We start from the raw sequence: 26,912 nt of genomic DNA, 5'->3' as shown, positions 1-26,912 counted from the left end.
CTCTTCCTCTTGTCGGGGCCGCGTCAGGCGTATCCTACCAGCGCGGCCCGGGTTTGAAAACGCGGGCGTCAGGGCAACAGGGGCGACCAGGCCGGGTCCGAGGCCGCGCCTTGGTAGGGCACGCGACGCAGGTTGCGCCCGGTGATGTCGACGGAATAGAGCGCGGGGGCGCCCTCGGCCCCGGCGGTTTCGCGGGTGAACATGATGACACGACCGTTGGGCGACCATGTAGGCCCCTCGTCCAGGAAGGACGAGGTCAGAAGCCGCTCCTCGGAGCCGTCGGTGCGCATCACGCCGATATGGAACCGCCCCCGGTTCTGCTTGGTGAATGCGATGAGGTCGCCGCGCGGCGACCACACGGGCGTGCTGTAGCGGCCCTGCCCGAAGGAGATGCGCCGCGCCTCGCCGCCCGAGGCGGGCATGATGTAAAGTTGCTGGGTGCCCGAACGGTCGCTTTCGAACACGACCTGGCGCCCGTCCGGCGAGAAGCTGGGCGCCGTCTCGATCGAGGGCGCCTGGGTCAGCCGCGTGCGCCGGCCGCTGCCGAGGTCCAGCATGTAAAGGTCGGTATTGCCGCCCTGGGCGAGCGAGAACACCACCTGCCGGCCGTTCGGCGCGAAGCGTGGCGCGAAGGTCATGGTGCCGGGCTGCTCGTCGAGCGCGCGCCGCGCGGCGGTGGTCAGGTCGAGCAGGTAGATCCGCGGAAACCCGGTCTCGTAGCTCGTGTAGAGCACCCGATCGCCCGTTGGCGAAAAGCGCGGCGCCAGCACCAGCGCCGAGGCATCCGTCAGGTATTGCGCGTTCGCCCCGTCGTAATCCATGATCGCCAGCCGCTTCTGGCGCGCCCCCTTCGGCCCGGAAACGGCCACGAAGACCACGCGGCTGTCGAAATAGCCGCCTTCGCCAGTGATCCGCGCATAGACCTGGTCTGCGACCTTGTGGGCGACGCGCCGCCAACTGGAGGCCGAGCCGCCGAATTGCAGACCGTCGCCGAGCTGAGCGTTGGAAAAGACATCGAAGAGCCGGAACTTGACGGTCAGCCGCCCGTTGCCGTCGACCGCCACCGCGCCGGTGATGAGCGCCTGCGCGTTGATCGCCTTCCAGTCGGCATATTGCACCGGGCTGTCGAAGCTGGTGACCGAGGAGATATGCGCCTCGGCCGGGATTTCCCGGAACAGCCCGGTGCCGGCAAGGTCGGCGGCGACCACGCGGGCGAGGTTCTGCGCGTAGTCCGCGGCCGCGGCGTTCTCGGCCACGAAACCGGGGATCGCGAAGGGCAAGGGCTCGATCACGCCCTCGTCGATCTCGATCCGCAGCGGTCCGGACTGGGCGAACGCCGGAAGCGTCCCAAGAACAAGGGCGAAGGCCAGGGTCAAAACGCGCAGCATCTATCGAATCCTCATGTTCTCTGGATTAAACGTCATCTCGATCTCGCGCCATTGGTCGTATTTCTCGACCGGCAGCGGAAATCCCGACGCGCCGCAGCGCACGATGGCGCGGCGGGCGGATTCGTAGGTTTGCCGCGCCGCGGCCTCCGAGCCACCCTCCCAGGAGATGAGCCGGATCGTGTCGATCCGCGGGCGGCCGGTCTCCTCCATGTCGACACCGACGACGACGGACGTGCCCAGCGCCTCTGTCGACAGCGATCCCACGTTCCAGCAGCGCGAAACCGCGACGCGCAGCGCATCGCGCTCGCCGGCGGTGATCGGCGGCCCCACGGCCGCGGTCCCGCGGCCCGCGCGGGCCTCGTCGGCGGGGCTGTCGGACAGGGCATCGGCCACGGCACCCGCGACCGCGTCGGCCAGCGGGTCCTCGGCAGGACCGTCCTCCGGGGCGGAGGTCTCGGCGGTGTCCGTTTCGGATGCGGCCTCCGGCAGCGGGTCGGGGCGCGCGGGCCGGCCCCGCGGACGGGGCGAGGACGCCATGGCAAGGCCGGTTTCGGGCCGTTCCTCGGCCTCGGTCACGATCTCGGTCGTCGCCTCCTCGGGCGCGGCTTCCTCGACCTCCTCGGTCGCCGGCGCGTCGGCACTTTCGTCGGGGCGCACCGCCTCGCGCGGCTGCAGGGCCACGACCGCGTCCTCGGGCGGGGCGGGCGCCGCCTCGGGGGCCACGCGCGGCGCGGGGCGGGGCGGGGCGGTGTCGACCACCGGCCCCTCCGGCGCGTCGGTCTCCTCGGGCGGCGGCGGGGCGAGCGGAGGCACCGTCTCGGTCACCTCGGTGTCCGGCAGCGGCTGGATGCCGCTGGTGTCGGGCGCGGCATCGGGGGCCGGCGTTTCCTGCGGCGCGGGAGGCGCGGGCCGTTCGGGGCGGTTCTCGGGCGCCGGCGCGGGGCGCGGAGAGGCGGCCACCTCGGGCGGATCGGGCGCCTGGACATCCTGGGCGGGGGCCTGCGGTGCCGCGGCCGGTGCGGTCAGGGCCGCGAATTCCTCGCCCGACAGGATCGTCACGTCCGTCACCTCCATCGGTCGCGGCTTCGGCGCCCAGAACAGCCCGCCGAACAGCACCCACGCGATCAGCATCAGGTGCCCCGCCCCCGAGATATAGATGCCGGTGGTCATCACCCGCCCTATTCGGTGCCGTCCAGCGTCGGTCCGCCGGTGTCCGTCACAAGCCCGATATCGCGGAACCCCGCGGCGTTGAGCGCGCCCATCACCTGCGCCACGCGTTCATATGCGATCGACCCGTCCGCGCGCAGATAGACTTTGTCATCCTCGCGCTCGGCCGCGACCGCACGCAACCGGGGGATCAGCACCTCCGCCGCCACCTCGGTTTCCTGCAGCATCACGCGGCCATCGGCGGTCAGCGTCACGGCGAGCGGCTCTTCCTGGGCCGCGGGCAGGGACTCGGCGGCCGTCTCGGGCAGTTCGACGGGCACGCCCACGGTCAACAGCGGCGCGGCGACCATGAAGATGATCAGCAGCACCAGCATCACGTCGACGAAGGGCGTGACGTTGATCTCGGACATGGCGGGGGGGTGGCGGCGGTGCCGGCGCACCCGCTTGCCGCCCGAGTTCTGCCGGGGGGTCAGGGTGGCGCCCATCTCAGGAATCCAGCTGGCGCGAGAGGATGGTCGAGAACTCGTCGGCGAAGGACTCGTAGCCGCCGACGATCCGGTCGCTGTCCGACGAGAGCTTGTTGTAGAAGATCACCGCCGGGATCGCGGCCAGAAGCCCGAGACCGGTGGCCAGCAGCGCCTCGGCGATGCCCGGCGCCACGACCGCCAGGTTGGTGTTCTGCTGGAGCGCGATCTGCTCGAACGCGTGCTTGATGCCCCAGACCGTGCCGAACAGCCCGACGAAGGGCGCGGTCGAGCCCACCGTGGCCAGGAAGGACAGCCCGCCGTTCAGCTCGTCCGCCTCCTTGGCGATGGCCACGTCCATCGACCGGTCGATCCGCGCCGCCGCGCCGGGGATCAGCCCGCCATCCTGACGGTGGCTGCGGCGCCACTCCATCATGCCGGCGGCGAAGATACGCGCCGGCGCCGCGGCGGGCTCGGGCCCGATCTTGTCGAACAACTCGTCCAGCGGCTCGCCCGACCAGAACGCCTCGTCGAATCCCTGCGCCTCGGCGCGTGCGGTGCGATAGTTGATCAGCTTCTGGATGATGATCGCCCAGGACCAGAAAGAGGCCACGATCAACAGGATCATCACGATCTGGACGGTGAAGGTGGCGCGCGCAAAAAGCGCCAGCAAGGAGAAGTCGATCTCCTGCGCCATCGCAAGGGTGTCGGGTTCCATTATGCCTGCTCGCCTGTGGTGGCCGTTGTTCTCCGGCCCTTGTTACACCGGAGTTTACGCGGTTTTTAGGGGGATTGCCAACACAACCGCGTCAGCGCGCGGCGGCGCTCAGTCGGTCTGCAGCGATTGGCGGAACTCTGCCGGAAGCCGCACGGGCCGCCCGGCCGCCCCGAGGGCGACGACGGTCACGCCGGCGGTGAACAGCACGGCCCCCGCGCGCAGCACCCGCTGGTCGAGAATGAGCCGCGCGGGCGTGACCTGCGCGACATCGGTCTCGACCGTCAGAAGGTCGTCGAACCGCGCGGGAGCCAAGTAATCCGCCTCGACCCGGCGCACGGCGAAGACGAGGCCGTGCTCGGCCTTGAGCCGCACCTGGTCCACTCCCAGCTCCCGCACCCACTCGCTGCGCGCGCGCTCGATGAATTTCAGGTAGTTGGCGTAATAGACGATCCCGGCGAGGTCGGTGTCTTCGTAATAAACGCGGCACTGGAAACGGTGGGTCATTGCACACCCCTCATCCGCGCCGCCAGCCGCAGCGCATGGGCCCGATCGTCCGCCATCACCGGCATCACCGGGTCATAGCCCGCTCGGATCACGTCCGCGATCTCCGGGCGCAGGACCAGCGTGCCCTCCGGCGTGCGGGCGAGCGGGCTCTGATCGGTGAAGGCGGTGTCGGACCACAGCAGGATCGTCTGGACCATCTGGTTCAGCGCGATGGTCTCGGCCGGCAGCCCGGCCAGTTCGTCATCCATGCGGACAAAGACGAAGGCCGCCTTGATGCCGCCCGCCGCGTCGAACCGGAAGAAGCGGTACTGGTTGGCCCCCGCCGCCCCGAGCCGGTCGACCAGTGGCCCAAGGTCTGGCACCAGCCGGTCGAGATCGGGCACCTGCGCAAGCTCCGCCCAGTCGCGGAAGAAGAAGACCATCAGGTTCGCGCCCAGTTCCGGGTCGGTTTCGGCAAGCTCGTGGCTCGCCAGCGCCGCCACCGCCTCGCAGGCGCCCTTGACGGTGGCGAGCGTCTCGTCGGTCACGCCGAAGACCACCGGCGCGATGGGCCGGCCCCAGCGCGCGAACAGATAGGCGCCGTCCGCGCGCGTGAACAGGGCCTCGACCGCGTCGGACGTCATCCCGGCACCTTCTTCTTGGCCCAAATACTCATGGCACCGCCTTAGCGGCGCGGCCGGACGAGAGCAATGAGGTCATCCGTCGAACAGGGTGCCCTGCCCCGGCGGGCGCGGCGGGGCAAGGCCGAGATGCGTCCAGGCCTTCGGCGCCAGCATCCGCCCGCGCGGCGTGCGCTGGATCAGCCCCTGTTGCAACAGGTAGGGCTCGATCACCTCCTCCAGCGCATCGCGCGCTTCCGACAGCGCCGCCGACAGCGTCTCGATGCCGACCGGGCCGCCCACGTAGTTCTCGGCGATCAGCCGCAGGTAGCGGCGGTCCGCCCCGTCCAGGCCCATCGCGTCCACCTCCATCCGGGTCAGCGCGTGGTCGGCCACCGCACGGGTGATCCGACCGTCGCCCTCGACCAGCGCGAAATCGACCACCCGGCGCAACAGCCGCCCGGCGATTCTGGGCGTGCCGCGCGCGCGCCGCGCAATCTCGGCCAGCCCGTCCGCATCGGCGGGCACGCCCATCAGACGCGCCCCGCGCGAGACGATCTGTTCCAGTTCCGCGTCGGTGTAGAATTGCAGCCGCACGGGAATGCCGAACCGGTCGCGCAAGGGCGTTGTCAGCAGGCCGAGCCGCGTGGTGGCACCGACCAGCGTGAAGGGTTGCAGCTCGATCCGCACGGTACGCGCCGCCGGCCCCTCGCCGATCACGAGGTCCAGTTCGAAATCCTCGAGCGCGGGATAAAGCACCTCCTCGACCGCCGGGTTCAGCCGGTGGATCTCATCGATGAAGAGAACGTCGCGCGCCTCCAGGTTGGTCAGGATCGCGGCCAGATCGCCCGCCTTGGCCAGAACCGGGCCGGAGGTCATGCGGAAATTCACGCCCAATTCGCGCGCGACGATCTGGGCGAGCGTGGTCTTGCCGAGGCCCGGGGGGCCGTGGAACAGTGCGTGATCCATCGCCTCGCCCCGCTGGCGGGCGCTTTGCAGGAAGACGCGCAGATTGGCGCGCGCCTCGGCCTGGCCGATGAACTCGTCCAGGGTCTCGGGCCGCAGCGCCCGGTCCGCATCCTCGGGGCGCTTGTCCGGGCGCAGGGTCGGATCGGGCTCTGTCATGGTCTAGCCCTTTGGCGCCAGCAGTTTCAGGGCGGCGCGGATCAGCGCCGGCGTCTCGGCCTCCGGCGCCTCGCCGGCGGCGCGGGCCACCGCTTCGGCGGCCTCGCCCGGAGCATAGCCGAGGTTGCCCAGCGCCGACAGGGCCTCGGCCTGGGCGGTCGCCGAGGGCGCCGGCCGCGGGGCGGACCGGCGCGATGTGTCCGCCGCGGCGTCCTGCGAGACCGGCGTCTCGGTCACGACCTCGTCGAGGCTGGCGCCCGCCGCCATCACCGCCGGCGCCTTGCCCTTCAGTTCGTTCACGACGCGCTGGGCGATCTTCGGGCCCACCCCGGGCGCGGCCTTGATCGCCGCCCAGTCGCCCAGCGCCACCGCGCGGCCGACCCCCTCGGCCCCCAGCGTGCCAAGGATCGCCATCGACGCCTTGGCGCCGATCCCCTGCACGCCCATCAACAGCCGGTGCCATTCCCGCTCCATGAGCGTGGGAAACCCGTAGAGTTGGAGCAGGTCCTCGCGCACCAGCAGGTCGGTGAACAGCGCCACCGCCTCTCCCGGGCCGGGCAACGCGGCCAGGGTGCGGTCCGAGACGTGGACGATGTAGCCAACCCCGCCCACGTCGACCATCACGTGGTCGGGACCGCGATGGACCAGCCGCCCCGCGATCCGCCCGATCATGCGCCCGCCCTTGCCAGCGCCGCCGCCAGCCGCCCGCCCGCGGACAGGTGAAACGCGTGACACAGCGCGACCGCCAGCGCATCGGCCGCGTCCGCACCCGCGATCTCGATGCCGGGAAATTGCAGGCGCACCATGTGGTCGATTTGGCACTTGTCGGCATGGCCGACCCCGACCACCGCCTTCTTGACCGCATTGGGGGCGTATTCGCCGACCGCGAGTCCCGCCCGCGCCGGCACCAGAAGCGCGATCCCCCGTGCCTGGCCGAGCTTGAGGGTCCCTGCCCCGTCCCGGTTCACGAAGGTCTGCTCGACCGCCGCGGCATCGGGCGCGTGGCGCGCGACGATCTCTGCCAACTGGTCGTGGAGAGACAGCAGGCGCTCGGCCAGGGTCGCCCCCGTCGAGGCGCATATCCCGTTCGCGACATGGGCGAGTCGCCCGTTTTCCTGCTCGATCACGCCCCAGCCGGTGCTGCGAAGACCGGGATCGACCCCCAGAACACGCATGCGCGCCCCGCTCATTTGTGTCTTTTCGGACGCAGTAGCACGAAAAGCGAACACCGACCAGCATCAATCCGCCGATGCGGCGCGGAAGCCGGAACGGCGGCGGGCGGGGGAAAGGTGCCTGAATCCGTCACGCAGAAGCCTGAAAACGACATCTCCGCGTGCATAGTTTTTCATTCGGTAACAGAGCGTTAGCGGATCGGCGCGACATGCGCCCGGTGCATGAGTTCCATGCGAAATAACTGCCTTGCGATACACGAATCCGAAGCCTAGCTGCGAGATCATGAGACGATAAAACCCCATTGCCCGACCGCAGAAGGACCCCTGAGATGGCCGTTCAGAACATGACCCGCCCCGACCTCGACTGCCGCGTCTTCGAAGGACATCTGCACCGCATCCTGCCCGACCTGCTCGGACGGCTTGCCGCCTGGAACGATGCCCGCGTCACGCGCCACGCCCTGTCCCGGCTCAGCGACCGGGAGCTCGACGATATCGGGCTGTCGCGCGGCGATATCGAGCGTATTGCCGGCTAAGTTCGGCCCGGCCCGGCGCATCCCCCTCGAGTGCCGGGCCGGCCGACGCCGTGACCACGGAAAAGGCCGCGCCCCCCGGACGGGCACGGCCGCTTTTGTCTGTTCGGAGACCACGCCGACCTCGCGAAAGCCGGCGGTTGCGCGGTTCAGCCCAGCGCACCGAACAGCGTGCGCAACTCGCCCGCCATCCATTCGGTAATCGGGTCGATCTGCATGATGTAGGTCGAGACCTGCTGCACGAGCGAATCGCCGGCAGCCCGTTCGAGGCGCAGGGTGTAATCCGCCGGGCCGATCTGCGCGAGGATCAGCGCCTTCACCACGATCACCGCCAGAGCGATCATTCCGAGCGAGCGCCACAGCGGCAGGCGAAGGGTCGAGCGGCTCCGGTAATAGGACCGGCCGATCGTACCCGTCGCCTCGAAGCCGTAGCCGCGGCGATGCATGCGCTCAAGCCTTTCCAGGCGGCCGCGGAACTGTTCGTACTGAGGATCGTACATGGCCCTCTTCCTTCCCCACTGTGTCGATAATGCGGGGAAAAAAGGGCGAAATTGCGGCCTAACCGGCGGTTTTCCGGAGACAGAGCGTCATCCATTCGCCGATTTCGATCGCCTCGCGGACAATCAGGCCGTTTTCGGCATAGCGCGCCGTCACCTCGGCGCCTTGGTCGATCAGGAGGCCAGACAGGATCGCGTGCCCGCCGGGGGTGATTCGCGCCGCCATGTCGGGGGCCAGCGCAAGCAGCGGCGCCTTGAGGATGTTCGCGAAGACGAGGTCGTAGGGGGCCGCATCTTCCAGGTCGGGATGGTCGAAGCCCGCGGCCTCGAGGCACCGCACCCGTCCCCGAAGACCGTTCGCGGCGGCGTTGGCCTCGGCCACCTCGACCGCGACCGGGTCGATGTCGGAGGCCAACACCGGCACGTCCCAGAGCCGCGCGGCCGCCATGGCCAGCACCGCCGTCCCGCAGCCGATATCGGCGACGGCGCGCGGGGCGACGCCCTCTTCCGCCAGCCGGTCGAGCGCGGTGAGACACCCCTGCGTCGTGCCGTGATGTCCCGTTCCGAAGGCCATCGACGCCTCGATCAGCAGCGCGAGACGGCCCTCGGGCACGCGGTCGGCATCATGGCTGCCATAGACGAAGAAACGGCCCGCCTCGACCGGCGCAAGCTCGCGCCGGACCTTTGCGACCCAGTCGGTCTCGGGCAGTTCGGACACCGCGAAATCTGCCGCCCCGTGCATCGCGGCCAGCAGCGCGAGCCCGGCGGCATCGGGCGCCTCGGTGAAATAGCCGCCCACCTCCCACAGGCCCGAGCCGTCCTCGATCTCGAACACGCCCACGCCGGTCGGTGCGGGGTCCAGCCGTTCCATGGCCGCACCCAGTGCCTCGGCAGGGGTCTTGCCGGTCAGGGTCGTGAGCGCGGTAAAGGTGGGCATGGGGCGGGCTCCTGCTGGGCTGGCCCGGCGATAGCCCCCGCCCCGGCCCCGGTCAAGCGTTGGCGCCGGTCGGACAACTGACCCCGGTGCCGCCGAGCCCGCAATAGCCGCCCGGATTCTTCGCAAGATACTGCTGGTGATAGCCTTCCGCGTAGTAGAACGGCGGCGCCGGCCGGATCTCGGTGGTGATCTTGCCGCGCGCCGCGGCCTCCAGCCGCTCCTGATAGGCGGCGCGGCTGCTCTCCGCGGCCGCCTGCTGGGCCTCGGTGTAGGTGTAGATCGCCGAGCGGTACTGCGTGCCCCGGTCGTTGCCCTGGCGCATGCCCTGGGTGGGGTCGTGCCCCTCCCAGAAGGTGCGCAGCAGACGGTCATAGGATATTTCGGACGGATCGTAGACGACATGCACCGCCTCGGTGTGGCCGGTGCGCCCCGAACAGACCTCCTCGTAGGTGGGGTTCGGCGTGTAGCCCCCGGCATAGCCCGCCGCCGTCATCCAGACGCCCGGCAGTTTCCAGAACAGCCGCTCGACGCCCCAGAAACAGCCCATGCCGAACACCGCCTCCTCCATGCCCTCGGGCACCGGCGCCTTCAGCGGCCGGTCGAAGACGTGATGCGTCTCGGCGGTCGGCATCGGATCGGGACGGCCCGGCAGGGCCTCGGACTCGGCCACCATGTCGGTCTTGCGCGACGTGAGAAAGGAAAACATGCATCACTCCTTGTGCTTTGGCCCGAAAGCTAGGGCGCGCGGCCGCCTTGCACAGGGGCGCGGCGCCCTATTCCGCCGGCGTGGCGACGAGACCGGCGAGGATCGTCTCGTTGCCGGGCGCTGGGTGGCGCGGGATCATCAGGGCCAGCATCAGCGAGGCGCCTGCCATCGCCGCGGCCAGTGTGAAGACCGCACCGGGCGAGCTCACCCAGAGATAGCCCAACAGCGCAGGCAAAAAGACCGCGGCGATATGGTTGATGGTGAAGGCGACGGCGGCGGTGGGCGCGATGTCGCCGGGGTCGGCGATCTTCTGGAAATAGGTTTTCAGCGCGAAGGCCAGCGCGAAGAACAGGTGATCGATCACGTAGAGCGAGGCGGCCAGCACGACGCCCCAGCCGAAGAAATAGATGCCCCCATAGGCCAGGAAGACGACGATCAGCCCGACATACTCGAAGGCCAGCGCCCGGCGTTCGCCCCATTTCGCCACCGCCCGGCCCATCAGCGGGGCGAAGGCCATGTTGGCCAGGAAGTTGATGAGGAAAAGCGCCGTGACTTCATGGACTTCGAAGCCGAACCTCTCGACCATCATGAAGGCGGCGAAGACCACGAAGATCTGCCGCCGGGCGCCCGACATGAACTGCAGCAGGTAATACAGCCAGTAGCGCCGGCGCAGGATCAGCCGCTTGACCTGCGGGTTCGGCGCCTCGAACTGCGGATAGGCGAACAGGCAGATGAGCGCGACGAGCGCCGTGAACCCGCCCGCGGCCAGGTAGACAAAGGCATAGGAAAGGTCGAACGCCTTCCACGTCACCACCAAGAGCCCATAGGCCAGGAGCGAGGCGGCGGACCCCGCCGCCACCAGCCAGCCCAGCGTCTGGGGCGCGCGGTCCTTGTCGATCCATTGCAGTTGCAGCGACTGGTTGACCGTCTCGAAATAGTGGAAGCCGATCGAACTGAGCAGCGTAACCGCCAACAGCCCGCCAAGGCTGGGAAAGAAGGCGGTCACCGCCGTCGCCACCCCAAGCATCATCAGCGACACGATGCCAAGCACCTGCTCGCGGATGAAGATGATCAGCGCGATCACCCCCACGGCGAGGAAGCCGGGCACCTCGCGCACGGTGTGCAGCCAGCCGATATCGACCCCGTCGAAATCCGCGACCTCGATGACGAAGTTGTTCAGAAGCGCCGACCAGGTGGCGAACGCCACCGGCATCGCGAAGGCCATCACGAACAGCAGCGCGACAGGCCGCCGCCAGAAAGGCAGGTCGCGGGCGTCGTCAAGCGCCATGGGCACGAGGCGGAACTGGGGGCGCATCGCCTTCCCATAGCCCCGGCCCCGGGCCTTGGCGAGGGCATTCTGCGCACAGGGCGCGCGCCGGATGCGCACGGTCTTCACTGATCCAGATCAATGCACCGGCGCGGCATGACGGGCAAGACCACGCCTCAGGGAGCATGGGAGACACGCGTCATGGACATCCTGGCGATCGTGGAGCGTATCGGCGAGGCGCCGAGCGCGGCGCTGTTCGGTCTGATGACCGGGGTGATCTTCGGCGTCGCGGCGCAACGGTCGGCCTTCTGCCTGCGCGCCTCGACGGTCGAATTCGCCCGCGGATCGCTGGGCCCGCGCATGGCGGTGTGGCTGTTGTGCTTTTCCACCGCGCTGGTCTGGGTGCAGGGCGCCGAACTCGGCGGACTCATGCGGTCGGACGAGGCGCGGATGATGGCGGTGACGGGCTCCTATTCCGGGGCGATCATCGGCGGGCTGATCTTCGGCGCGGGCATGGTGCTGGCCCGCGGCTGTCCGGGGCGGCTGCTGGTGCTGGCGGCCACGGGGAACCTGCGGTCGGTCGTGTCGGGGCTGATCTTCGCGGTCCTGGCGCAGATGAGCCTGCATGGCTGGCTGTCGCCGCTGCGCGACACGCTGGCGGCGCTCTGGATCACCGAGGGCGGGCGCAACGTGAACCTGATCTCGGCGGCGGGCCTGCCGGACCATGCCGGGCTGCTGCTGGGCGTCGGCTTCGCCGCGGTCGCGCTGTGGATGGCGCGGCGCAACCGCATCTCGTTCCGCAAGCTGTTCTTCGGCGCGGGCGTGGGCTTTGCCGTCGCGGTGGGCTGGGTGCTGACCTTCGGGCTGTCCCAGGTCAGCTTCGACCCGGTCACGATCGAGAGCATCACCTTCACCGGACCGTCGGCCAACACCTTGATGTTCTTCCTGGAAAGGCCGGCGCTTCTGCATTTCGACATCGGCCTCGTGCCCGGCGTGTTCCTGGGCTCGTTCCTCGCCGCCTGGGTCACGCGCGAGCTGAAATTCCAGGGCTTCGAGAAGGAAGTCGACATGCGCAAGGCGATGATCGGGGCGGCGCTGATGGGGTTCGGCGGCATGCTGGCGGGCGGATGTTCCATCGGCGCGGGCGTCACCGGGGCGTCGATCTTCGCGGGCACGATGTGGCTTGCGCTGGTCTCGATGTGGATCGGGGGGATCGCGACCGACTACCTGATCGACCAGCCCAAGGGCGCGGCGAAGCCGGTCTGAGGCGCGATTTCCGCGATCGGAATTCCATCGGACTTCCATCGGACTTTCATCGGACTTTTGTCGGACCTTTCCCGGCGGGCCGGCCGCGCCGTCAGAGAAAGCTCTGCGGGTCGATATCGACGGCGAGCCGCACATTCGCCGGCAGCTTGACCGGCGCGAGCCACTCGCGGATCGCCGATTGCAGGGGCGTGCCCTTGGCGGCCTTGATCAGCAGCCGCACCCGGTGGCGGCCGCGGATCCGCGCGATGGGCGCGGGCGCGGGGCCGTAAAGCTGCGCCCCGATCCGGCGCAGGGGCGCGTCGTTCCGGGCGAGATGGGTGCCAAGCTCGAAGGCCGGTTTCGCCTCGGGCGCGGAGAGGACGATCCCGGCCATCCGTCCATAGGGCGGCACGCCGGCGGCGCGGCGTTCGGCCGCCTCGGCGCGCCAGAAGCCTTCCTCGTCGCCGGTCAGGATCGCGCGGATCACCGGGTGCTCGGGCTGGAAGGTCTGCAACAGCGCCACACCGCGTTCGGCGCCCCGGCCCGCGCGCCCCGCCACCTGGCGCATCAACTGGAAGGTGCGCTCGGCCGCGCGCAGGTCGGAGCCCTGAAGCCCCAGATCGGCGTCGATCACGCCGACCAGCGTCAGCAGCGGGAAGTTGTGCCCCTTCGCCACGATCTGCGTGCCGATGATGATGTCCGCCCCGCCGCCCGCGATGGCCTCGATACTTGACTTGAGCGCGCGGGCGGTTGTGAAGAGGTCGGAGGACAGGACGGCCACCCGCGCCTCGGGGAAGAGTGCGGCGGTCTCCTCGGCCAGCCGCTCCACCCCCGGGCCCACCGGGGCCAGCTTGCCCGCCGCCTGGCAGGACGGGCAGGCGTCGGGGATCGGTCGGGTCTCGCCGCACTGGTGGCAGACGAGGCGTTTCAGGAACCGGTGTTCCACCATCCGCGCGTCGCAATTCTCGCAGCCGATCATGTGCCCGCAGGCCCGGCAGACGGTGACCGGCGCATAGCCCCGGCGGTTGAGGAACAGGAGCGACTGACGCCCGGCGGTCAGGCGTTCCCCGACCGCGCGCTGCAGGCCTGGCGAAATCCACCGCCCGGCGGGCACATCCTCGGCCCGCATGTCGAGCGCGGCCATGTCGGGCATCTCGGCCTCGCCGAAGCGCGAGGTCAGGTCGATGCGCGCGTATTTCCCCGCCTCGGCATTGGCCCAGCTTTCCAAGGACGGCGTGGCCGAGGCCAGCACCACCTGCGCGGAACACAAGGACGCCCGCAGCACGGCCATGTCGCGGGCGTTGTAAAGCGCGCCCTCTTCCTGCTTGTAGGAGCTGTCGTGTTCCTCGTCGACGACGATCAGGCCGAGATCGCGGAACGGCAAAAACAGCGCCGAGCGCGCGCCGACGACAAGCTGCGCGCCGCCCTCGCCCACCATCCGCCAGAGCCGGCGGCGTTCGACCATGGTGACGCCCGAATGCCACTCGGCGGGCCGCGCGCCGAACCGCGCCTCGACGCGGGCGAGAAACTCGGCCGTCAGCGCGATTTCCGGCAGCAGGACAAGGGCCTGCCGGCCTTTCCCGAGGCATTCCGCGACCGCCTCCAGGTAGACCTCGGTCTTGCCCGACCCGGTCACGCCCTTGAGCAGCGTGGTGGCGTAGTCGCCCGCCGCCACGCCCGCGCAGAGCCGCCCGGCGGCCTCGGCCTGGTCGTCGGCCAGCGCCACGCCGGGGCGCGCGGGATCGAGCCGGGGATAGGGGCGGTCGCGGGGCGTGTCCTCCTCCAGCACCGCGCCGGAGGGGAGGAGGCCCTTGACCACCGAGGGCGAGACGCCGGCCTCGCCCGCCAGTTCGCCCAGCGTGAAGGCGAGCCCGCCATAGGCGTCGAGCGTGTCCAGCACGCGGGTGCGGGCGGGTGTCATCCGGTCGGGCGCGCCCGGGCCGCGGCGGTAGACCTTCTGCATCGAGGGCGCGTCGCCGAGGCCCGGCGCGCGGGTGGCCAGCCGCAGCATCGCGGAGAGCGGCGTCAGCGTGTAATCGGCCGCGCGTTCGAGGAAGCCGCGCATCTCGTCGCGCATCGGGGCGGCGTCGAGCACGCGGGCGACGGGGCGGAGTTTCGCGGCGTCGAAATCGCCCGCGCCCGGCCCCCAGACCACGCCCAGCACCCGGCGCGGGCCCAGCGGCACCTCGACGAAATCGCCCGTCGCGCAGCCGCCCTCGGGCGCGCGGTAATCGAGGATGCGGTCCAGCGGCTCGGTCGTCAGCACGCCCACGCGCGCGCCCGGGGCGAAACCGGGGCTCATGCGAAGGCGCCGGAAAGACGGGGTTTCGGCACCTTCCGGCATCGGCTATCACCGGCGCGACAAAACGCATCAAGCCGCGGGGCCCCTGCCATGAAGTTCTTCGTCGATTCCGCAGATGTGGACGCGATCCGCGACCTGGCCGAACTGGGCATGGTCGACGGCGTGACCACCAACCCCTCGCTGATCCTCAAATCGGGGCGCGACATCACCGAGGTGACCCGCGAAATCTGCGAGATGGTCGAAGGCCCCGTCTCGGCCGAGGTCGTGGCGCTGGAGGCCGACGCGATGATCGAGGAGGGCCGCAAGCTGGCCCAGATCGCGCCCAACATCGCGGTCAAGGTGCCGCTGACCTGGGACGGGCTGAAAGCCTGCAAGCAACTGGCGCGCGAAGGCCGCATGGTCAACGTCACGCTGTGCTTCTCGGCGGCGCAGGCGCTTCTGGCCGCCAAGGCGGGGGCGAGCTTCATCTCGCCCTTCATCGGGCGGCTGGACGACATCAATCTCGACGGCATGGACCTGATCGCCGACATCCGGACGATCTATGACAATTACGGCTTCGGGACCGAGATACTGGCCGCCTCGATCCGGTCGGTCAACCACATCGCCGAGGCCGCCAAGATCGGCGCCGACGTGGCCACCGCGCCGCCCGAGGTGCTGAAGAAGATGGCCGCGCACCCGCTGACCGACAAGGGCCTGGCCGCATTCCTCGCCGATTGGGAAAAAACGGGGCAGAAAATCATGTGAGTTTGCTGTAAGGTCCGGGGCAAAGACAAGAAACCACGAGGCAGACATGAGCAGTTCCCCGGCCCCCCGGCCCGTTTCCATGGCCGACGACCTTCGCGCGCGCATCATCGACGACCCCGCGCTGATCCTGGACGATGTCGACGTGATGCGCGCGCTCGTCGCCGAGAACGAGAAGAAGCTCGGCGCCAATATCGTCGACCTGCGCGGCATCGCGATGGAGCGGCTGGAGACCCGGCTCGACCGGCTGGAAGAGACCCACCGCTCGGTGATCGCGGCGGCCTACGAGAATCTCGCCGGCACCAACCAGATCCACCGCGCGGTGCTGGCGCTGCTGGAGCCGCAGGACTTCCCCGGCTTCCTCGGCGCGCTCTCGGGCGAGGCCGCGGCGATCCTGCGGGTGGACTGCCTGCGCCTGGTGCTGGAGACGCGCCGCCCCGAGGACGAGGAGGCGCTGAACGCGCTGGACGAGGCGGTGACGGTGGTGCCCGCGGGCTTTGCCGATGCCTATGCCGCCGGCGCCCATGGCCGCGGCGCGCGCGCGGTGACGCTGCGCCAGATGGTGCCGGGCAGCGACGCGCTTTACGGGGCGAAATCCGCCACCATCCGGTCCGAGGCCCTGCTGCGGCTGGACCTCGGCGAAGGGCGCCTGCCGGCGCTGCTGGCGATGGGGTCCGACGACCCGCAGCAATTCGCGCCGAACCAGGGCACCGACCTTCTGACCTTCTTCGCCGGCGTGTTCGAGCGGGTGCTGCGCCGGCACCTGGGATGAGCCTCGCGATTTCGCCGGCCGCGCGCGACGCGCTTGCGCGCTGGCTGGACGAGGAACGCGCGCTCAACGGCGCGGCGGAGGCGACGCTCCGGGCCTATGGCGCGGATGTGGCGGGGTTCCTCGAGTTCCTGGCGGGCTATGACGGGACTCCGGCCGGCCCGGCGCGGCTGGCCGGGATCGAGCTGCGCGACATGCGGGCATGGATGGCGCATGCGCGCGGGCGCGGGCTGTCGGCGCGCTCGCTCGCGCGGGCGGTGTCGGCGGTCAAGGCGTTCTTTCGCTGGTATGGCCGGCGCGAAGGGTTCGAGCCGACCGCGGCGCTGTCGGCCCGGGCGCCGAAATTCCACCGCAAGCTGCCCCGCCCGCTGGCCGAGGACGCGGCGCGCGCGGTGCTGGACGTGGTGGGCGAGACGCCGGACACGCCCTGGATCGCGGCCCGCGACGTGGCGGTGGTGACGCTGCTCTACGGCTGCGGGCTGCGGATTTCCGAGGCACTGGGGCTGCGGGGGCGCGACGCGCCGCTGCCCGACGTGCTGCGCATCCGCGGCAAGGGCGGCAAGGAACGCATCGTGCCGGTGATCGTCCCCGCACGCGACGCGGTCGACGCCTATCTGGCGCTCTGCCCCTACGAGCTGGCCCCGGACGCGGCGCTGTTCCGCGGCCTGCGCGGAGGGGCGCTGAACCCGCGTCTGATCGCGAAGACGATGGAACGGGCCCGCGCGCAACTGGGCCTGCCGGCCACGGCCACGCCGCATGCGCTGCGCCACAGCTTCGCCACGCATCTGCTGGCCGCGGGCGGCGATCTGCGCGCGATCCAGGAATTGCTGGGGCACGCGTCCCTGTCGACGACGCAGGCCTACACGGCCGTGGATACCGCCCGGCTGATGGAGGTCTACGCGGCCGCCCACCCCAAGGCGTGACCCATCGGTGCGCGCCGTCGCGCGCACGCCTTCTTGAGGCGGCCCCTACCGGGCCGCATTCTGGATATTTTCAGCCAGAAGAAGACCCCGCTTCTTCTGGCCTCAAATATCCCCGCCGGAGGCAGCCGCGCGTCCAGCGCGGCTTACCCCAGCGCCGCATTGCAGCGCGCGCAGGTCGCGGCATGGGCGTGGTGACCGACATCGGGCAGGATCTTCCAGCAGCGCTGGCATTTCCGGCCGTCGGCCTTTTCGAAGACCACGCCGACGCCGTCCACTTCCGGCAGGCGGAATGCCTCGTTCGGGCGGGGGTCGCCGGTGAGCTGGATGCCGGAGGTGATGCAGATATCGGCGAAATCGACGGTTTTCAGCGCCTTGAGCACCTCGGCGTCGCGCACATGCACCACCGGGGCGGCCTCGAGGCTGGCGCCGATCACCTTGTCGCGGCGCTGGATTTCGAGGGCCGCGGTGACCACGCGACGCACCCGGCGCACGCCCGCCCATTTTTCCGCCAGCGCGTCGTCGCGCCAGCCTTGCGGCGTCTCGGGGATGTCCCGGAGGTGGACGGAGCTGTCCTCGCCGGGGAAGCGGTCGAGCCAGACCTCCTCCATCGTGAAGACGAGGACGGGGGCGAGCCAGGTCGTCAGCCGGTGGAACAGGATGTCGAGCACCGTGCGCGCGGATTTCCGGCGCAGCGAGCCGGCCCCGTCGCAATAGAGCGCGTCCTTGCGGATGTCGAAATAGAAGGACGACAGGTCCACCGTGCAGAAGTTGAACAGCGCCTGGAACACGCCCTGGAAATCGTATTCGTCGAAGCCCTGGCGCACGGTCTCGTCCAGTTCGGCCAGCCGGTGCAGCACCCAGCGTTCCAGTTCGGGCATCTCGGCAGGCGCGACCTTCTCGTCCTCGGAGAAGCCCGCGAGGTTGCCCAGCATGAAGCGCAGGGTATTGCGCAGGCGGCGATAGCTGTCGGCCACGCCCTTCAGGATTTCCGGCCCGATCCGGAGGTCGGCGGTATAGTCCGACTGCGCCACCCAGAGCCGCAGGATGTCGGCGCCGTATTGCTTGGTCACGTCCTCTGGCGCCACGGTGTTGCCGAGCGACTTGGACATCTTGTTGCCCTTCTCGTCGAGCGTGAAGCCGTGGGTCAGCACGCCGCGATAGGGGGCCCGGCCGATGGTGCCGCAGGCCTGGAGCATCGAGGAATGGAACCAGCCGCGGTGCTGGTCGGTGCCTTCGAGGTAGAGGTCGGCGATACCGTCCTCGGACCCGTCCTCGCGGTCGCGCAGCACGAAGGCATGGGTGGAGCCGCTATCGAACCAGACGTCGAGGATGTCGAAGACCTGTTCGTAATCGTCCGGGTTGTGGTCGTTGCCGAGGAAGCGTTCCTTGGCGCCGGGCTTGTACCAGGCGTCGGCGCCTTCCGCCTCGAAGGCGGCGACGATGCGGGCGTTGACCGTTTCGTCCCGCAGCAGGAAGTCGGGGTCGGTCGGTTGCGCGCCCTTTTTCACGAAACAGGTGAGCGGCACGCCCCAGGCGCGCTGGCGCGAGAGCACCCAGTCCGGGCGGCTCTCGATCATGGAATAGAGGCGGTTGCGGCCGGTTTGCGGGGTCCATTTCACCAGCTGGTCGATGGAGGTCAGGGCGCGGCTGCGGATCGTGACGCCATACTCGCCCATGCCGTCGTCGAGTTGCGCGTCGATGGCGGCGAACCATTGCGGCGTGTTGCGATAGATCAGCGGCGCCTTGGAGCGCCAGCTATGGGGGTAGCTGTGTTTCAGGCGGCCCCGGGCGATCAGGGCACCCGCCGCGACGAGGGCGTCGATGACGCGGCGGTTGGCGTCGCCCTCCTTGCCGTTGGGCTTGGTGATGACGGCGCCGCCGAAGAGCGGCAGGTCGGCGCGGTAGGAGCCGTCTTCCATGACGTTATAGGTCATCGGCAGGCCGTATTTCAGGCCGATCTGGTAGTCGTCGTCGCCATGGCTGGGCGCGGTGTGGACGAAACCGGTGCCGGCCTCGTCGGTGACGTGATCGCCGGGCAGGAGCGGCACGTCGAAGTCCCATTCGCCATTGCCGTTCTCGACGCCGCGCAGGGGATGGGCACAGGTCACGCCGTTGAGTTCATCGGCCGAGACGTCGCGCAGGCGGGTATACATCGAGGGTTCGAGGCGCGCGTTGCGCATCACGTCCTCGGCCAGCGCATCGGCCAAGAGGTACGTGTCGCCCACCTTGGCCCAGCTTTCCTCGGGCGTGCCGGTGACCTGGTAGAGGCCATAGGCGATGGAGGGGCCAAAGCAGACCGCGCGGTTTTGCGGGATGGTCCAGGGGGTGGTGGTCCAGATCACGACCTGCGCAGATTTCAGTTCCTCGATCTTCGTTTTCGCGCCTTGCGGCCCGGAAAGGGTAGCGCCATCCCCGACGACACCCGTCGATTCAACATCGACCACTCGGAATTTCACCCAGATCGTGTGGCTTTGGTGGTCGTGGTATTCGACCTCGGCCTCGGCCAGCGCGGTCTTTTCCACGGGCGACCACATTACCGGCTTCGACCCCTGGTAAAGCGTGCCGTTCATCAGGAATTTCATGAATTCCTGCGCGATCACGGCTTCCGCGTGGTAGTCCATCGTCAGGTAGGGATCGGCCCAGTTGCCGGTGATGCCGAGGCGCTTGAACTCGTCGCGTTGGATGTCGATCCAGCCCTCGGCGAAGCGGCGGCATTCCTGGCGGAAATCGACGATTTCGACCTTGTCCTTGTCGAGGCCCTTGGCGCGGTACTGCTCCTCGATCTTCCACTCGATCGGCAACCCGTGGCAGTCCCAGCCGGGCACATAGCGCGCGTCGCGGCCCATCATCTGCTGGCTGCGCACGATGAAATCCTTGAGGATCTTGTTCAGCGCGTGGCCGATATGCAGGTGGCCGTTGGCATAGGGCGGGCCGTCATGGAGGATGAAGGGCGGGCGGCCCTCCTTCTCGCGCAGGCGGTCGTAGACGCCGAGCTCTTCCCAGCGCTCCAGCCAGCCGGGCTCGCGCTTCGGCAGCCCCGCGCGCATCGGAAACTCGGTCTCGGGCAGGAACAGGGTGTCTTTGTAGTCGGGCGTGTCGGCACACATGGGACGGGGTCCTCGGGCAAACGGGTTCGGACTGTGTGTGAAAGCGGCGGCGCGACGGGTCAAGCGCCTTGTCCCGGCGGCTCTGGTTCAGAGCGCCGGGCCGGTAATTCGGATGATCTGCCGGGGCGTGGCGGTCATGGCGCCTCTATAGTCAGGGGCGCCCGCAAGGTAAACCCGGCTCAGCGCGGACGGCGACGCAACGCCGCGAGGGCGCCCAGGCCGGCCAGCAGCAGCACCCCGCCGGCGGGCAGCGGCACCACGGTGGAATTGATCGCGCCGACCGCGTCGATGTCGATGCCGGCGTGAGGGCCCTGGTCGAAGGCCTCGGCCTCGGGGTCGTCCCAAAGCATGACGTAGCGGAAGCGGCGGTCGGTCGCGCCGCCGGTCGCCCAGTCGATGTCGAGATAGCCGGCGAACGCGTCCCAGTTATCCTCGTCGGAGCCCGGTTGCCGGCCGACGAAGGTCCAGTCCGACATGTTCAGCGGGTCGGACGGATCGAAGGTTTCCGCGATCCAGACCCAGTAGGCTTCGGGGATGTGCCCGCCCTCGAACACCGCGAGGTCGGGCGAGGAGATGTCGCCGTCCCCGACCAGGCGGTTGTCGGTGAATTCCAGCACCGCGACGCCGTCTTCCCCGATCGAGGCGTAGCCGTTGCAATCGCCGCCCGCGGCGTCGGGCGGGCCGAGCATGTCGTTGAGCGACACGCAGGGCGCGCCGGAGCCCGAGAAGGTGTCGTAATCGATCCAGGTGTAGGCGACGCGGTCGGCGAAGGACGAGGCCCCGCCGGGGAAGTCGTCCTGCCACTGCCATGTGGTGGCCGATGCGGTGGCGCCGCCCAGCGCGAGCGCCGCGCCGGTCAAGAGCCCGAATACCGTCCGCGTCATGGTGCCTCTCCTCGAAAACTCGTCAACGTTTCGGCGGATTTCTGCCACTTTTCGGACTCGCGCTAAAGACGATCCGGTGGAAACTGACTGTTTCCCCGCGACTGATGCGGCGCGGCCACAGCCGCCGGGCGCTCAGCTCTCGGGCTTGGAGAACACGCCGGTCAGGGCCCGCTTGACCAGCGCGCTGACCGAGGGGCGGCGGCCCTCGCGGAAGGGCAGCGGGCGGCAGACCTCCATCGCGGCGACGCCGACGCGCGCGGTGAGCGCGCCGTTCACGATGCCCTCGCCGAAGCGGCGCGAGACGCGGGCCAGCATGCCGCCCCCGGCGATGGAGCCGATCATGTCGTCGCCGACCGCGACCGCCCCGGTCGCGACGAGATGGGTGAGCACCGCGCGCGCCAGCCGGATGCTGCCCAGAAGCCCGCCGCGCCCGCCATAAATCTCGGCCACGCGGCGGATCATCCGCAGGTTCGCGGTCAGCGCGCCGACGAGATCGGCCAGGGTGATCGGCACGATGGCGGTCACCGCGGCGACGGTGCGGGCGGCGGTCTCGATCTCGCGGGTGGCGGCGGCGTCGAGCGGGCGCAGCAGCTCGCGCTCGAACAGGCCCAGCAGCGCGTCCGCGTCGAGCACCTCGTCGCGCCGTTCGGCCAGCCGCTCGCGCGCCCAGGCGGTGTCGTCGCGATGCGCGTAGAAGCCCATGAGATGGTCGAACACCGCCCGCGCCTGGGCCAGGTCGTGCGAGGCGATGGCGGCGTTCGCCTCCTGGTGCAGCGCGTCGAGCCGGCGCAGGCGCGCGAAGGCCGCGAGTTCGCGGATCATCACCAGCAGCAGCGCCAGCAGCACCAGCCCGACCAGGGTCAGCGCGATGCCGCCGAGGATCGTGTTGCGCTGCAGCAGGCCGGTGACGAAGTCCCACGCGGCCACCGAGACCATGAAGCCCACGAGCGCCAGCAGCGACGACCAGAACAGCCGGGCGAGCCGCGAGGGGCGGCGCGCGCCGAGCGCGGCAAGGGTCTGCATCGCCCGGCCCTCGGGCGGCGGCGCGCCGTCGGCCTCCAGGTCGGGCACGGGCGGCGCGGTGGCCGGGCTGGGCTGCGCCCGGGCGCCGTCCTCGGTGTCGAAGACGCGCGGCGATTTCGCCTTGCCGGCGGCGGCCGCGTGCCCGGCGCGCGCCGCGCGGTCCTGCTCTGCCCTGTCGCGTTCCATGCTGTCGCGCTCTGCCCTCTCGCGCTCTGCCGCCTGCGCGGCCTGGCGCTCGGCCTTCTCCCGTTCGACCGCTTCGCGTTCTGCCATTTCGCGGGCCAGCCTATCGCGTTCGGCCGCGTCGCGCGCGGCCTTTTCCCGTTCGGCCTTTTCCCGTTCGGCCCGCGCGCGTTCGGCCTGCGCGCGTTCGGCCGCCGCGCGGGCCGCTTCACGTTCGGCCTGCGCCTTGCGCGCCCGGTCCGCCCGTTCGCGTTCGGCGCGCGCCCGCCCGGCTTTTTCGCGCTCGGCCTTTTCCCGCGCCGCAGCCTCTCGGGCGGCCTTTTCCGCCTCCGCCTTCTCGCGCGCAGCCCGGGCCTTTTCCGCCGCCCGGCGCTCGGCCTCGCGCGCCTCTGCCGCCTTGCGCGCGCTGTCGTCCTTGCCGCCCTCCGGCGTCTTCCCGTCCTCGCCGCCGAGATCGAAGATGACGGGCCGCCGGGTCATGTCAGGCGATCCCCGATCAGGAATTCCGCCGCCTTGTCGAGCCGGATATGCGGCGGCCCCTCGCCGGGCTTGAGCGTCAGCCGCGCCGGGGCGAAGCGCATCACCTCGTATTCCGCGTCGAGCCAGGCCTCCGCCCCGTCCCGCGCGGGCTCCAGCAACAGCGCCGGGTCCTCGGGCAGGTCGCCGGGGTAAAGCGCGGCCTCGCGGCCCGTGCCCAACAACGTGCCGCGCACGCAGTCATAGCTTTCGCCGCCCTGGCTGCGCGTTTCCTCGACCGTGGCGCGGAGCGCGGCGATCGCCATCGCCGAGGTCTCCGCCCCGGCGAAATCGGCCCGCCGCCGGGCGTCCTTCATCAGCGCCTGCATGATCGCGGTCAGCCGCGGATGCTGGGTGTGGTGGACGTGGTCGGCCTTGGTCGCGGCGAAGAGAATCTTCTCCACCCGCCTGCCCAGCAGCAGCGAGGTGAGCCAGGCATTGCGCCCCGGCCGGAACGCGCCGAGGATCTCGGTCATCGCGCGGCGCAGATCCTCGACCGCGCGGGGGCCGGCATGGATCGCGCCCAGCGCGTCCACCAGCACCACCTGCCGGTCGATCCGCGCGAAATGCTCGCGGAAGAACGGCTTGACCACCTCGGCCTTGTAGGCCTCGTAGCGCCGGTCCATCTCGCGCCAGAGACTGCCGCGGGGCGTGGACCCGGAGGGGTCGGGCAGCGGCGCGAAGGTCAGCGCGGGCGAGCCCGCGAGGTCGCCGGGCAACAGGAACCGCCCCGGCGTGCAGTCCGAGAACCCCGCCTCGCGCGCGGTCCTGAGATAGGCGGTGAAGGCCGCCGCAAGCCGCTGCGCCTGCGGCTCGTCCAGCGGCACCGCCGGGTCGACGCCCTCCAGCGCGGCGCGGAACGCCGCGCTGCCGGGGCGTTCCTCCATCCGCGCGAGGGTCTCGCGCGACCAGGCGGTGTAGGATTTCTCGAGCAGCGCGAGGTCCAGAAGCCACTCGCCGGGATAGTCGACGATGTCGAGATGCACGGTGCGGGGCCCGGTCACCGCGCCGAGCAGGCCCCCGAAACCGCCCGGCCGCACCCGCATCGACAGCCGCAGTTCCGACACCGCGCGGGTCGAGTCGGGCCAGTGCGGGCTGCTGCCGACCATCGCCGCGAGATGCGATTCGTAGTCGAATCGCGGCACGGTGTTGTCGGGCTGGGGCCTGAGATAGGCCGACTGGATCGCGCCCGAGGCCGCGGCGCGCAGTTGCGGCATCCGCCCCCGCTCCATCAGGTTGGCCACCAGAGAGGTGATGAAGACCGTCTTGCCGGCCCGCGACAGGCCGGTCACGCCGAGCCGGACCACCGGCTCCATGAAGGTCTCCGAGACCGAGGCGGCGAAGCCCTCGACCCCGCGCGTCATCCCGTCGGCAATGTCGCCAATGCGCACCATCGTTCCTCACTCGGCTCGGGCACAGTTAAGCACGGCGCGGGGCCCGTGCCAGCCCCCAAGACGCGCGATTGCCAAGGAAGGATTGTCGCGGTAGGCCCCGCCCCATGTCCCGTTACGCGCTGAAGATCGAGTATGACGGCACGCCGTTTTCCGGCTGGCAACGCCAGGCCGACCGCCCCTCGGTGCAGGGGGCGGTCGAGGCGGCGCTGGCCCGGCTGGAGCGCGACATCCCCTCGATCGCGGCCGCCGGCCGGACGGATGCGGGCGTGCATGCGCTGGGCCAGGTCGCCCATTGCGACATGGCCCGCGACTGGGACCCGTTCCGCCTGTCGGAGGCGCTGAACCACCACCTGAAGCCCGCCCCGGTGGCGGTGGTGGCCTGCGCGCGGGTCGCGGACGACTTCCACGCTCGGTTCTCGGCCACCGACCGGCGCTACCTGTTCCGCCTCGTCAGCCGCCGCGCGCCGATGACGCTGGAGCGGGGCCGCGTCTGGCGCGTGCCCCACCCGCTGGAGCTGGCCCCGATGCAGGCGGCGGCGCGGCACCTCCTGGGCCGGCACGACTTCACCACCTTCCGGGCGTCGATCTGCCAGGCCGACTCGCCGGTCAGGACGCTGGACGCGCTGGAGATCGAGGAGACGGGCTTCCCCGGCGGGCGCGAATTCCGCTTCCACGTCCGCGCCCGCAGCTTCCTGCACAACCAGGTGCGCAGCTTCGTGGGCACGCTGGAACGGGTCGGCGCGGGCGCCTGGGCGCCCGACGACGTGAAATCCGCGCTGGAGGCCCGCGACCGCGCCGCCTGCGGGCCGGTCTGCCCGCCCGGGGGGCTCTACCTCGCGGGAGCGGGATACGACCCCGACCCGTTCGCCGGGCCCTGATCGCGGACTTTTCGGGCATCCGGACCAGGAGGCCGCCGGCGGGCCTTCTTCTGGCCCGAAATATCCCCGCCGGAGGCGCGCCCGGCGCAGCCGGGCGCCCCCCCCCCCAATGCCGGACAAGCGCGGCGCAGCCGCGCGCGGGCCGGGGGCGGGAGGGCTAGGTCTTCACGTCGGGCGCGCGGCGGCCGGTGCGCGCTGCGATCCCGGCGATCTCGCCGGCGGCCGCGATCACGTCGGCCAGCACCTCGGCCACCGGCGCCTCCAGCCGGTCCGGGGCGTCGACATGGTCCTCGAGATAGACCCGCAGGGTCGCCCCCTCGGTGCCGGTCCCGGACAGGCGGTAGACCGCCCGCGCGCCGCCCTCGAAATGGACGCGCAGCCCCTGGCGCTCGGCCCGGCTGCCATCCACCGGGTCGACATAGGCGAACTCGTCGGCGGAGGTGACGCGCCGCCCGGCGAAGCTCTGCCCCGCCAGCGCGGGCAGCCGCGCGCGCAGGTCGTCCAGCATTTCCTCGGCCAGCGCCTTGTCCAGCGCCTCGTAATCGTGGCGGGTGTAGAAATCGCGCCCGAAGGCCCGCCAGTGGGCGCGCATCGTGTCGGCGACCGACAGCCCGGTCTCGCCGAGGATGTTGAGCCACAGGAGCACCGCCCAGAGCCCGTCCTTCTCGCGCACGTGGTCCGAGCCGGTGCCCGCGCTTTCCTCGCCGCAGAGCGTCACCCGGCCGGCGTCCAGCAGATTGCCGAAGAACTTCCATCCCGTGGGCGTCTCGTAGGCGTCCATGCCGCGGGCGGCCGCCACCCGGTCGACCGCGCGCGAGGTCGGCATCGACCGCGCGACGCCGGCCAGCCCGCCCTTGTAGCCCGGCGCGAGATGCGCGTTGGCGGCCAGCACCGCCAGGCTGTCGGACGGCGTGACCACGATGCCGCGGCCGAGGATCATGTTGCGGTCGCCGTCGCCATCCGAGGCGGCGGCGAAATCGGGGGCGTCCGGTCCCATCACCAGGTCCACCAGAGGTTTCGCACGGATCGGGTTCGGGTCGGGATGGCCGCCGCCGAAATCGGGCTGCGGCTCGGCGTTGATCACGCTGCCCGGCGCGGCGCCCAGCGTGTCTTCGAGGATCGCCTTCGCGTAAGGCCCCGTGACCGCGTGCATCGCGTCGTAGCGGAGCGTGAAGCCGCCCGAAAACAGCCGCCGGATCGCGTCGAAATCGAACAGCCGCGCCATCAGGGCGGCGTAATCGGCGACCGGATCGACGATCTCGATCACCGTCCGGCCCAGCCGCGTGGCGCCGAGGCGCGAGAGGTCGATGTCCCGGGTCTCCAGGATCGAATAGGACGTGACCCGTTGCGTCTCCTGATGGATGCGGGCGGTCACCTCCTCGGGGGCCGGGCCGCCATTGGGGGTGTTGAACTTCACCCCGAAATCCGCGTCCGGGCCGCCGGGATTGTGGCTGGCCGAGAGGATGATCCCGCCATCGGTCTTGCGCTGGCGAATGAGGTTCGAGGCCGCGGGCGTCGACAGGAGCGCGTTCTGCCCCACGATCACCTTGGCCGCGCCGCCGGCGGCGGCCATGCGCAGGATCACCTGCGCCGCGCGGTCGTTGAAATAGCGCCCGTCGCCGCCCAGGACCAGCGTCTTGCCCGCGACCCCGCCGATCGCCGCCCAGAGCGCCTGGATGAAATTCTCCAGGTAATGCGGGGACATGAACTCCCGCGTCTTCTTGCGCAGCCCGGAGGTGCCCGGCTTCTGACCCGCGATCGGGTGGGTCTGGATCGTCAGTTTCTCCATCGCTGCCTGGCCCCGCACTCCGTTGATCTGCCTGCGCGATCCGAGCATAGCGACGCCGCCCCCGACCACAACCGCGGTGACGCC

25 protein-coding genes are annotated in these 26,912 nt (G+C 70.3%); 6 read left to right on the top strand and 19 right to left on the bottom strand.

What is annotated here, in order from left to right; translation table 11 throughout:
- Positions 1-68 precede the first annotated feature (68 nt).
- From tolB to ruvC, 9 genes are all read right to left on the bottom strand, one after another.
- Positions 69-1,388 carry a Tol-Pal system beta propeller repeat protein TolB gene (tolB, locus tag BUR28_RS17685; protein ID WP_074221313.1) on the bottom strand — a complete coding sequence of 440 codons (1,320 nt, stop codon included), beginning with the start codon at positions 1,386-1,388 and terminating at the stop codon, positions 69-71.
- Positions 1,389-2,558, bottom strand: coding sequence for a hypothetical protein (locus BUR28_RS20245; protein WP_074221312.1), 1,170 nt, complete (start codon positions 2,556-2,558; stop codon positions 1,389-1,391).
- Positions 2,559-2,566: 8 nt separating this feature from the next.
- Positions 2,567-3,040 carry a protein TolR gene (gene tolR / locus BUR28_RS17675; protein ID WP_074221311.1) on the bottom strand — a complete coding sequence of 158 codons (474 nt, stop codon included), beginning with the start codon at positions 3,038-3,040 and terminating at the stop codon, positions 2,567-2,569.
- Position 3,041: 1 nt separating this feature from the next.
- Complete coding sequence (gene tolQ, locus BUR28_RS17670) at positions 3,042-3,737, bottom strand: protein TolQ (RefSeq protein WP_074221310.1); 696 nt, start codon at positions 3,735-3,737, stop codon at positions 3,042-3,044.
- A 108-nt stretch (positions 3,738-3,845) separates the two neighbouring features.
- Entirely contained in the window at positions 3,846-4,241 is a 396-nt protein-coding gene (ybgC, locus tag BUR28_RS17665; protein WP_074221309.1) for a tol-pal system-associated acyl-CoA thioesterase, read from the bottom strand.
- On the bottom strand, positions 4,238-4,864 hold the full coding sequence (locus BUR28_RS17660) for a hypothetical protein (RefSeq protein WP_074221308.1): 627 nt from the start codon (positions 4,862-4,864) through the stop codon (positions 4,238-4,240). Before BUR28_RS17660 ends, ybgC begins: the two co-directional genes overlap by 4 nt.
- A 72-nt stretch (positions 4,865-4,936) precedes the next feature.
- A complete protein-coding gene (gene ruvB, locus BUR28_RS17655; protein WP_074221307.1) occupies positions 4,937-5,965 on the bottom strand; it encodes a Holliday junction branch migration DNA helicase RuvB in 1,029 nt (342 codons plus the stop codon).
- A gap of 3 nt (positions 5,966-5,968) precedes the next feature.
- Complete coding sequence (gene ruvA / locus BUR28_RS17650; protein WP_074221306.1) at positions 5,969-6,637, bottom strand: Holliday junction branch migration protein RuvA; 669 nt, start codon at positions 6,635-6,637, stop codon at positions 5,969-5,971.
- Positions 6,634-7,140, bottom strand: a complete 507-nt coding sequence (gene ruvC, locus BUR28_RS17645) for a crossover junction endodeoxyribonuclease RuvC (protein WP_074221720.1) — start codon at positions 7,138-7,140, stop codon at positions 6,634-6,636. The genes ruvA and ruvC overlap by 4 nt, the downstream gene beginning before the upstream one ends.
- Before the next feature lie 326 nt (positions 7,141-7,466).
- Between ruvC and BUR28_RS17640 the strand changes: the two genes are divergently transcribed.
- Complete coding sequence (locus tag BUR28_RS17640) at positions 7,467-7,670, top strand: DUF1127 domain-containing protein (RefSeq protein ID WP_175566976.1); 204 nt, start codon at positions 7,467-7,469, stop codon at positions 7,668-7,670.
- A gap of 146 nt (positions 7,671-7,816) precedes the next feature.
- On the opposite strand, the gene BUR28_RS17635 is transcribed toward BUR28_RS17640, so the two are convergent.
- From BUR28_RS17635 to BUR28_RS17620, 4 genes are all read right to left on the bottom strand, one after another.
- Positions 7,817-8,167: a hypothetical protein gene (locus BUR28_RS17635; RefSeq protein WP_074221305.1), complete on the bottom strand. Its 351-nt coding sequence runs from the start codon at positions 8,165-8,167 to the stop codon at positions 7,817-7,819.
- A gap of 58 nt (positions 8,168-8,225) precedes the next feature.
- Positions 8,226-9,101 (bottom strand): 50S ribosomal protein L11 methyltransferase, encoded by an 876-nt coding sequence (locus tag BUR28_RS17630; RefSeq protein WP_074221304.1) that lies wholly within the window; start codon positions 9,099-9,101, stop codon positions 8,226-8,228.
- Between the two features lie 52 nt (positions 9,102-9,153).
- Entirely contained in the window at positions 9,154-9,807 is a 654-nt protein-coding gene (msrA, locus tag BUR28_RS17625; RefSeq protein WP_074221303.1) for a peptide-methionine (S)-S-oxide reductase MsrA, read from the bottom strand.
- A gap of 67 nt (positions 9,808-9,874) precedes the next feature.
- Positions 9,875-11,095, bottom strand: coding sequence for an MFS transporter (locus BUR28_RS17620; RefSeq protein ID WP_083626840.1), 1,221 nt, complete (start codon positions 11,093-11,095; stop codon positions 9,875-9,877).
- A gap of 180 nt (positions 11,096-11,275) precedes the next feature.
- Here BUR28_RS17620 and BUR28_RS17615 point away from each other — a divergent pair, with 180 nt between their 5' ends.
- On the top strand, positions 11,276-12,340 hold the full coding sequence (locus tag BUR28_RS17615; protein ID WP_074221302.1) for a YeeE/YedE family protein: 1,065 nt from the start codon (positions 11,276-11,278) through the stop codon (positions 12,338-12,340).
- Positions 12,341-12,431: 91 nt separating this feature from the next.
- On the opposite strand, the gene BUR28_RS17610 is transcribed toward BUR28_RS17615, so the two are convergent.
- A complete protein-coding gene (locus tag BUR28_RS17610) occupies positions 12,432-14,621 on the bottom strand; it encodes a primosomal protein N' (protein WP_074221301.1) in 2,190 nt (729 codons plus the stop codon).
- Between the two features lie 90 nt (positions 14,622-14,711).
- Here BUR28_RS17610 and fsa point away from each other — a divergent pair, with 90 nt between their 5' ends.
- From fsa to BUR28_RS17595, 3 genes are read left to right on the top strand one after another with little or no spacing between them, the layout of a single operon-like run.
- Positions 14,712-15,365 carry a fructose-6-phosphate aldolase gene (fsa, locus tag BUR28_RS17605; protein WP_074221300.1) on the top strand — a complete coding sequence of 218 codons (654 nt, stop codon included), beginning with the start codon at positions 14,712-14,714 and terminating at the stop codon, positions 15,363-15,365.
- Between the two features lie 46 nt (positions 15,366-15,411).
- Positions 15,412-16,134, top strand: a complete 723-nt coding sequence (locus BUR28_RS17600; protein ID WP_074221299.1) for a DUF484 family protein — start codon at positions 15,412-15,414, stop codon at positions 16,132-16,134.
- On the top strand, positions 16,131-17,054 hold the full coding sequence (locus BUR28_RS17595; protein WP_074221298.1) for a tyrosine recombinase XerC: 924 nt from the start codon (positions 16,131-16,133) through the stop codon (positions 17,052-17,054). Before BUR28_RS17600 ends, BUR28_RS17595 begins: the two co-directional genes overlap by 4 nt.
- 143 nt (positions 17,055-17,197) lie before the next feature.
- Here BUR28_RS17595 and ileS read toward each other — a convergent pair whose 3' ends face one another.
- From ileS to BUR28_RS17575, 4 genes are all read right to left on the bottom strand, one after another.
- Entirely contained in the window at positions 17,198-20,161 is a 2,964-nt protein-coding gene (ileS, locus tag BUR28_RS17590) for an isoleucine--tRNA ligase (RefSeq protein WP_074221297.1), read from the bottom strand.
- 179 nt (positions 20,162-20,340) lie between these two features.
- Positions 20,341-21,045 (bottom strand): VPLPA-CTERM sorting domain-containing protein, encoded by a 705-nt coding sequence (locus BUR28_RS17585; protein ID WP_074221296.1) that lies wholly within the window; start codon positions 21,043-21,045, stop codon positions 20,341-20,343.
- A 132-nt stretch (positions 21,046-21,177) separates the two neighbouring features.
- Positions 21,178-22,731, bottom strand: a complete 1,554-nt coding sequence (locus BUR28_RS17580; protein ID WP_371441606.1) for a YcjF family protein — start codon at positions 22,729-22,731, stop codon at positions 21,178-21,180.
- The gene (locus BUR28_RS17575) at positions 22,728-24,161 is read right to left on the bottom strand and encodes a YcjX family GTP-binding protein (RefSeq protein WP_074221295.1); all 1,434 of its coding nucleotides are present in this window, start codon (positions 24,159-24,161) and stop codon (positions 22,728-22,730) included. The genes BUR28_RS17580 and BUR28_RS17575 overlap by 4 nt, the downstream gene beginning before the upstream one ends.
- Before the next feature lie 104 nt (positions 24,162-24,265).
- Between BUR28_RS17575 and truA the strand changes: the two genes are divergently transcribed.
- Positions 24,266-25,039 (top strand): tRNA pseudouridine(38-40) synthase TruA, encoded by a 774-nt coding sequence (gene truA, locus BUR28_RS17570; protein ID WP_074221294.1) that lies wholly within the window; start codon positions 24,266-24,268, stop codon positions 25,037-25,039.
- 157 nt (positions 25,040-25,196) lie between these two features.
- On the opposite strand, the gene BUR28_RS17565 is transcribed toward truA, so the two are convergent.
- The gene (locus BUR28_RS17565; RefSeq protein ID WP_074221293.1) at positions 25,197-26,828 is read right to left on the bottom strand and encodes an alpha-D-glucose phosphate-specific phosphoglucomutase; all 1,632 of its coding nucleotides are present in this window, start codon (positions 26,826-26,828) and stop codon (positions 25,197-25,199) included.
- Between the last annotated feature and the right edge of the window lie 84 nt (positions 26,829-26,912).

Source organism: Rhodovulum sp. ES.010 (assembly GCF_900142935.1).
GTDB lineage: Bacteria > Pseudomonadota > Alphaproteobacteria > Rhodobacterales > Rhodobacteraceae > Rhodovulum.
The sequence above is the reverse complement of the archived record's forward strand: the minus strand, read 5'-3'. Positions and strand labels throughout refer to the sequence as shown.